This window comes from Myxococcus sp. CA039A (assembly GCF_013336645.1).
Classification (GTDB): Bacteria; Myxococcota; Myxococcia; order Myxococcales; family Myxococcaceae; genus Myxococcus; species Myxococcus llanfairpwllgwyngyllgogerychwyrndrobwllllantysiliogogogochensis.
In genome coordinates, this window is the sequence record NZ_JABUMQ010000432.1 from 1 (window position 1) to 7792 (window position 7792).

Annotated in this window: 6 protein-coding genes; 4 read left to right on the top strand and 2 right to left on the bottom strand. The window is 68.3% G+C overall.

Features of this window, described 5'->3' with window-relative positions; all coding sequences use genetic code 11:
- Window positions 1-216 precede the first annotated feature (216 nt).
- Window positions 217-948 carry a hypothetical protein gene (locus HR086_RS42440; protein WP_141646925.1) on the top strand — a complete coding sequence of 244 codons (732 nt, stop codon included), beginning with the start codon at window positions 217-219 and terminating at the stop codon, window positions 946-948.
- A 521-nt stretch (window positions 949-1469) separates the two neighbouring features.
- Window positions 1470-2123 carry a lipopolysaccharide assembly protein LapB gene (locus HR086_RS42445; RefSeq protein WP_174468475.1) on the top strand — a complete coding sequence of 218 codons (654 nt, stop codon included), beginning with the start codon at window positions 1470-1472 and terminating at the stop codon, window positions 2121-2123.
- Window positions 2124-2140: 17 nt separating this feature from the next.
- Here the strand turns inward: HR086_RS42445 and HR086_RS42450 are convergent, their stop codons facing one another.
- On the bottom strand, window positions 2141-2725 hold the full coding sequence (locus tag HR086_RS42450; RefSeq protein ID WP_371745766.1) for a TetR/AcrR family transcriptional regulator: 585 nt from the start codon (window positions 2723-2725) through the stop codon (window positions 2141-2143).
- Window positions 2726-2851: 126 nt separating this feature from the next.
- Here HR086_RS42450 and HR086_RS42455 point away from each other — a divergent pair, with 126 nt between their 5' ends.
- Window positions 2852-3667 carry an SDR family NAD(P)-dependent oxidoreductase gene (locus HR086_RS42455; RefSeq protein WP_174468476.1) on the top strand — a complete coding sequence of 272 codons (816 nt, stop codon included), beginning with the start codon at window positions 2852-2854 and terminating at the stop codon, window positions 3665-3667.
- Window positions 3668-3826: 159 nt separating this feature from the next.
- Window positions 3827-7237 (top strand): Ig-like domain-containing protein, encoded by a 3411-nt coding sequence (locus tag HR086_RS42460; protein WP_174468477.1) that lies wholly within the window; start codon window positions 3827-3829, stop codon window positions 7235-7237.
- 92 nt (window positions 7238-7329) lie between these two features.
- Here HR086_RS42460 and HR086_RS42465 read toward each other — a convergent pair.
- Window positions 7330-7792, bottom strand: a 463-nt coding sequence (locus tag HR086_RS42465) for a hypothetical protein (protein ID WP_254626697.1), incomplete at its 5' end; no start/stop codon positions are given.

Consider the following 7792-nt stretch of genomic DNA (forward strand, 5'->3'; position numbering starts at 1 on the left):
GATGAGACCTTCGAGACCTTCCCCGTGTACGCCCTGCTGCGGCGTCGCCCCGCGTTGCTGTCCGCGCTCGCCCTGCCTGGAGGATGGGTGGCGGAGTTCGAGGACGACACGCTCGTGGGCTACGGCAAGCCCGACTGAGAATCCGGGTCCGCGTCAGGTACGCTCCGAGCGAACCGTCCTGGGCCCCCAACTCAAAAATTCGAAGACACGAACATCATGACCAAGCTCAATCAGATCATCGCCGTCGAGAAGGGCGTCAAGAACCGCTCCCAGCAGGAGCTGACGCAGGCCCACCACGACCTCCAGAAGCCGCAGCTGCTCAACGGCATCTCCCGCACCTATCAGCCCCGTGACGAAGAGGGTGAGCGCTTCCCCCCCGAGTCCACGCGCGTGCAGGTGCGCACCGACGACGTGCTGAAGAAGACGAAGGAAATCCTCACCCGGCTCTTCGACGTCACCGCCACCAAGGACCTCACCAACTGTCACGCGAAGGCGGACGTGCGTGTCGACGGCAAGGTGCTGCTCAAGGGCGCCCCCGCCACGTACCTGCTCTTCCTGGAGAAGCAGTTGGTGGACCTGCAGACCTTCGTGAAGAAGCTGCCCACGCTGGACCCGTCGGAGTCCTGGGTCCCCGACCCGGCGCAGGGCCTGTGGGCCACCGAGCCGGTGCAGACCGCGAAGACGAAGAAGGTCCCCCGCAACCACGTGAAGGCCGAGGCCACCGAGAAGCACCCCGCCCAGGTGGAGGTCTATTACGAGGACATCGTCGTCGGTTACTGGAAGACGGTGAAGTACTCGGGCGCTCTCCCCGCCGTCCGGGTCAATGAGCTGGTGGAGCGTGTGGAGAAGCTCCAGCAGGCGGTCAAGTTCGCGCGCGAGGAAGCCAACGCGGTGGAGGTCGAAGAGTTGAAGTCGGGCGAGGTTCTCCTCGGCTACCTCTTCAGCTAGACTCGGCGCGCAGTCCTTTCGGAGTACAAACTCAAACTCAGCAGCAAGTTGACGCCGAGCGTTCCCGGGTCGCCTTCAGTGCAGGTTCGAACCCTGCCCCCGCCATCCACTCCTGCGGCGGGGTAGCCCAACGGGTAGAGGCAAGCGACGTCACGGGCCCGCGAAGCACCCCACGCTCAGATTCTCACTCCAGACTCAGCATTCGCTGTCGCAGGTCCGATCAACCGCCTTCGCCCTTCTCCCCGAGATGCTGGTGCAATTCCAGCCCGCCGCTCCACTCGCTTGCGCGGCGGTCGTTCAATCGCAGGACACGGGGCATCAGACTGAGGCGAAGTCTTAAACGTGCGGACCTCATCCATGGCAGCACCCCGAGCCCGGTCAGGAGGACACCCTGATCGGGCTCACCTATTTGTCCCGTCGAAACTTCCAGCGCGGCTGTTTCACCTGGCGGACATGTCTCGTCGTGAGGGCTCGTGTGGGGTTGCCCTCGGCGCGCGGGGCGACTTCAATGCGGAGTCGCGATGCTGTTCGGAAGCAAGACGCCGCCGTCCCGTTCGGAGCTCGTCACCGAGGCGGACCTGGCTCGCTCGAAGGGCCGGCTGAACAAGGCCATCTCTGGTTACCGGAAGGCGCTGGAGCTGGAACCGAAGGACGCGGTGGTGCTCGGCAAGCTCGCGCCGCTGCTGGCCCGGGTGAAGCAGCCGGAGGCCGCGCTGGAGAGCTTCCGCGCGGCGGCCCAGGTCCATCTGGACAAGGGCTTCGCGGACAAGGCGCTCGCCGTCTATGCGCAGGCGGCGGAGCTGTTTCCCCTGGAGATGGACCTCTGGCGGCAGGTGTCGCAACTCCACGTCGTGAAGGGACACCGCGCGGAGGCCGTGAAGACACTGCTCCGAGGCCGGCTCCACTTCCGTCGCGGGGCCGAGCGGCCTGGTGCCATCCTCCTGCTTCGCGAAACGCTCGCGCTGGACGCGACGTTGTTCGAGGTGAAGCTGGACCTGGCGCTCCTGCTCGCGCGACAGAAGCAGCGTGACGAAGCGCTCGCGGTGCTGGAGCCCCTGCCCGCGGAAGCGAAGAGTCGCCGCCACATGCGCAGGTTGCGGTGGACGCAAGCCCAGGTGACGCCGACCGTCGGAGCGTTCGCGTCGTGGCTGCGCGCGGTGCTGCTGGGCCGCTAAGCGTCAGCCCTTGGCAGTCATGAGCCGTGAGCCTCCCTGGACTTGACGCTCTGCCACGCGAGCCTTGGCAGTTGGCCTCGCATCCAGGAGGGCTCCAGCGGAGCGCCCGCGAGGAAGCGGCGGCAGGCCTCGTGACTCGGGCCGAGCAGCACGACGTCCAGCAGCAGCGGCGGCCACGGTGGCAGCGAGCCCTCCGCGATGAAGCGCCCGAAGTGCTGGACGATGGGCGCGAGCAGCTCCGCCTTGCGCGCCGTGAGCGCTCCCGCCGCGTGCGTCCCCAGCTCCATCGCCATCGCCTGGTACATGAAGCGCCCTTCATCCCGGTGGGCGAAGATCCACTCCAGGTGGCCATCCACCAGGGCCACCACGGCCGCCTCCGCCGTGGTGGTGGGCAACACGCGCTCCGACAGGTGCGTGAAGAGGCGCTCGAAGGTGCGAATCAGCAACGCCAGCGTCAGGTCCGGCAGCCCGTCGAAGAGGTGGTAGACGCTCGACGGGCTCGCCCCCGCGGCCTTGCGAATCTCCTCGATGCCCGTGCTGAGAACGCCCCGCTCCGCGAAGCAGTGCAGCGCCGCATCCAGCAAGGCATCGCGTCGCTTCACCCCGTCCCGTCGTGCTGGCCCCATCGCCCTACCCTATGCGCTGCCCCCTCCTTGGGTCATCAGACCCCAGACTCTCGAACTGGAACATTCTTCCAATTCATGAACAGGGCTGGCAGGCTGGTGTCCATGGCCGACCTCATCCTCACTGGAGCGTCGCGTGGCATCGGTCACGCGCTGGCAAAAGCCCTCGCGAAGTCGACGGAGGACCGACTCATCCTGGTTGCTCGGGACCGGGCCCGATTGGACGCGCTGGTGCTCTCCATCCAGCAGGACGGCGGGCAGGCGCTCGCCGTGCCTGGAGACCTTTCCTCTCTCGCGGCGGCGCGCGACCTGGGGCGGCGATTGGTGGACGTGGTGGGCCCCGAGGCCACGCTGGTGCACAACGCGGGCGTGTGGCCATCGCGACGGGAGCTGACGCCGGACGGACTGGAGCGGGCGTTCGTGGTGAATCATGCCGCGCCGTGGGTGATGCAGCAGGCGTTGCTCGACGCGGGCCGGCTGCGCCGCATCCTGCTGGTGAGCGCGGGCCTGTTGGTGAAGGGCCGGTTCGACGCGGCGCGCACGCCCACGGGTGAGGACTTCTCCAGCATCCGGACCTACTGCGACACCAAGCTCGGCTTCGCGCTCGCGATGCGCGACGTCGCCACCGAACATCCGGAGCTGGACGTGCTCGTGATGCATCCGGGTGTCGTGCGCACGGACCTGGGTGCGCGCACGGGGCCCGTGGGATGGCTTCTCTCGCTCGTGAAGCGCGGCTGGGAGTCGCCAGAGGTCTGCGCCGAGCGCCTCGTCCGAGTCCTCGCCAGGGGGCGCTGGTCTCCTCCGGGACAGGCCCCCTGGTGGATGGAGGAAACGGAGCAACCCTGGCCCGCGGTGACGGAGGATGTCGCCACGCGGCGCGCCGTGCGCGAGGTCCACGCGCGACTGTTCCCGGGCACTTGAGGCCCGCGCGGCCGCGGGCTCGTCCCGCGCGGAGGACGACTCGTCACCGGCGCCGGAGCTTCCGTCACATCCCCGCCCTCGCTGTCGACACGTCCCGCTACGACACGGTGCTCCAGCGCCTCCGGTGTTCGCCGGCGGCCCGTAGCGAGGAGCGTGTCCATGCATCGCCCGATATCCATCCGAAGCCTGTTCCTGGCGAGCGCCCTCACCCTGGCCTTCGTGCCCGGGTGTCAGGACGCCCCACCGCCCGCTGACTCCCCTCCCGAGCCGCTGGGTGCCGCCACCCAGGGCCTCACCTGCGGCGACAGCCTCATCCCCGCGATGACGGCCGGCGATGCTCCGAGCGGGCTCGCCATCGGCTCCAGCCAGCTCAGTGCGTCCAACCCCGGCTGGATGGCGCTCGACGGCAGCGACACCACCATGTGGCTCTCCGCGAGCGGACAGGCCACGGCCTGGCTCACCTACGAGTTCTTCAACGGCCCCAAGACAGTCACGCACTACGCCATCAAGTTCTCCAACGGCACGCTCAACGCACGAGCGCCACGGGACTGGACGCTGCAGGGCTGGTCCGGCACCGCGTGGAACACGATTGACTCGCGCACGCTCCAGACGAACTGGGGAGGCACCGAGCAGCGCGAGTTCGCCGTCGCGACTCCCACGGCCTACAGCAAGTACCGCCTGGTCGTGACGGAGGACAACGCGGCCGGCACGGGCGTGGACGTCCTCTCCATCGGCAAGCTGAGCTTCTTCAACTGCGCCTGCGCCGCCAGCGTCAACCAGGTACCGGACATGACGAGCGCGACCGGGCCCTCCGGCATCGTCACCGCCTCGGGGGTCATCGACGCGGAGCCGGAGTACGACGCCTGGAAGGCGTTCGACAGCGTGGCCACCGGAACATCCATGTGGATCTCCGCCATCAAGCAGACTCCCGCGTGGTTGGCCTACGAGTGGACGGACGGTCCTCGCATCGTCAGCCGGTACGCCATCAAGTACGCCAACGGAGACATTACCACGCGCGCGCCGAAGAACTGGACCTTCCAGGGCTGGAACGGCAGCGCGTGGGTGACGGTGGACACGCGCATCGACGAGATGAACTGGTTGGGCGCGGAGCGGCGCGAGTACACGCTCAGCACCCCGAGGACGTTCAGCAAGTTCCGGCTGAACGTGACGGACGACAATGACTCTCGCACCGGGGTCGAGGTCATCTCCCTGGCGCGGCTGGAGCTGCTCGGCTGCGTGCGCGACACGGTGGCGCCCATCGTCCCGGTGTTCACGGGCTTCACGCCGGCCTCTCCCAGCACGCAGACCAGTACGACTCTCGCCGGCACCACGGAGGCGGGAGCCACCGTGCGGCTCTTCTCCGGAAGCAGCTGCGCCGGAAGCCCCCTCGCGAGCGTAACGGCCACCGCCACGGGCACCTTCACCCGCCCCTTCACCATGACGGCCAACACCACGAGCACCTTCTCCGCGAAGGCGGAGGACGCCGTGGGCAACATCTCCGCGTGCTCCGCCGCCATCAGCTATGTCCATGACAACATCGCCCCCACCACGCCCTTCCAACTCGGCTTCGTCCCCAATGGAGTGGGAACGCAGTTGACGCCCCTGCTCGAAGGTCGCACCGAGGCGGGCGCGCTTGTCCGCGTCTTCCAGAACTCCAGCTGCGGAGGGACTCCGCTGACCACCACCACGGCGAACGCGACGACCGGCAACTTCAGCCTCAACCTCACCGTGGGGACCAACTCGGTGACGACGTTCTCCTTGCGAGCCGTGGATGCCGCTGGCAACACCTCCGGCTGCTCTCCGACGGTGGCGTACACGCACGACAACCTCGCGCCGCTACCGGCCACCTTCATACCGGGACTGGTGCCCTTCCCCCAGGCGCCCTTCGTCAGCGCGGTGCGCACCCTGGCCGAGCCTCGCACGCGGGTGGTCCTCTTCTCGAACGCGGGCTGCACCACGCCCATGGGCACGGAGGTGCCGCTGGACAATGCAGGCAGCGCGATGGTGCCGCTGCTCGCCAACCAGGTCGGTGTCACCGTCTTCGCGAGGGTCCGGGACGCGGCGGGAAATCAGTCCTCCTGCACGTCCTTCACGGAGACCTGCGTCGCGGGCTTCCTGGACTGCGATGGCAATCCGGGCAACGGGTGTGAGACGTCGATGATGGAAGACGCGGCGAACTGCGGCGCGTGCGGCACCGTGTGCGGAGGCGCGGCCTCGGCGAGCGGCGTCTGCGGCGCGGGGACGTGTGGCCTCGGCTGCGCGGTGGGCACCTTCGACTGCGACGGCAACGCGGTCAACGGCTGCGAGTCCTCCACCGCCTGTGCTCCGGGCGTGTGTCAGGTGACGCCGAACCGCGAGCTGCTCATCACCGACCTGTCCGTGGTGGAAGACCCGGTGCGCACCACCGGCAACGGCGTCTGGACATTCGGCACGCTGATGCGCCGCATGAACGGCGGGCAGAACCCCTCCGAGCTGGTGCGCAACTGGCTGAAGACGTGGGAGCAGGACCAGTTCATCGAGGCCTCGTTCGTCGCCGCGCGCACGCGCATCCGCCCCGACGTGCTCGGGCCGTGGGAGGCACGCAGCGGCGGTCCCACCGCACAACTCGACTTCAACACGGCGCCATTCCGACTGCTTGCCATCGTCAACCGCATTGACCTGCGCAGCGAAGGTACGCACTCAGGTGAGGGCCGCTTCGTCTTCGGCGTCACCACACCCACGGGCCAGCCGCTGCCGTTCACCGTCATCCTCGAATACATGCTGCCCGGCGATGGACCGGAGGACATCCAGCGCTGGGCCCGTGACTGGCACGAGTTGGGCACACTGAGCCTCGGCACGCCCGCGTTCAACACGAAGCTCCAGGCGCTCACGGACCGCTTCACCCAGTCGTTCGTGGCACCCGGCCACTTCATGGGCAGCGCCATCCATCAGGTGCGTACCAACGAGAACGCGCTGGACCCGCTGTGGGAGCTGCGCGAGTTCCACTTCGGGCCCACCGGCCTGGCGCCCGCTCCCGTGGCCCTCACGCCGGAGCTCTTCCACGCCGGTTCGCCCCTGGTGTCGAACTACGTGCAGCAGAACGTAGCGCCCCTCATGAACGGCACCCACGAGGTGCCGGCCTTCTTCGAGGGACAGCCCTTCCTGGCGGGCTCCGCGCTCACGCCGTTCTTCTTCTTCTGGGACGCGCCGGGCGCGGACCCCGAGGCCCGGCATCGCTTCTCCCTGAACACGTGCAACGGCTGCCACGCGGGCGAGACGCAGACCCCCTTCCTGCACATCTTCCCGCGCTCGGCCGGTAGCGCCTCGGGCCCGTCGCCCTTCATGGTCAGCCAGGCGCCGATTCCTGACCCCGTGAACTCCTCCATCACCCGCGTCTTCGACGACCTGGGCCGGCGAGACGACGACCTGGAGAACCTGGTGTGCGGAGCACCGCAGGGCTTCCAGGCGATGACGGGCTCCGTGGGTGAGGCCCTGCTCGCGCCACGCTCACTGAGCAGCGCGAAGAACCTGGACGCTGCCGTGCCGGGCTTCCCGCCCCGCTCGAACCTGCCTCCGGGCCGCGTCCACTGAGACGCACCGGACACACGAAGTGAATGGGCCGGGCTCCACCAAGGCGCGTGGAGTCCGGCCCGAATCATGTCCAAAGGACATCACGCGCTGGCTCAGAAACTCCCGAGCATCCAGGCACTGCCCACGAGGATGGAGACCGTGGACGCCACGCGAGGAACATGCGTCGCCAGCTTGGAGGAGAACTGCTTGATGCGGGAAAAGGCGGCGATGCTCGCGGTGAGCGCGGACATGGCCAGCGTGCTGCCGATGGAGAACCCGCCCAGGTAGAGGGCCTGCTCCGGCGCCGTGCCCGACACCGCGATGGGGAGCAGCAACACCAGCGCGGATGCCCCCGTCAGACCGTGCACCAACCCCACGGCGAGCACGCCTCGGGACGCCTGAGCCTCATCGCCCGCGCCCAACTTCCGCCGCAGTCCCCAGACGCCCATCCCCAGCAGCGCGAGTCCCGCGAGGCGTTCGGCCCAGCGATCAACGGACTCCAGATGCACCGCGGACAGGAGCACCAGCAGCACTCCCGCGGCAATCAAGGTGCCGAGCCCATGGCCAAACCCCCAC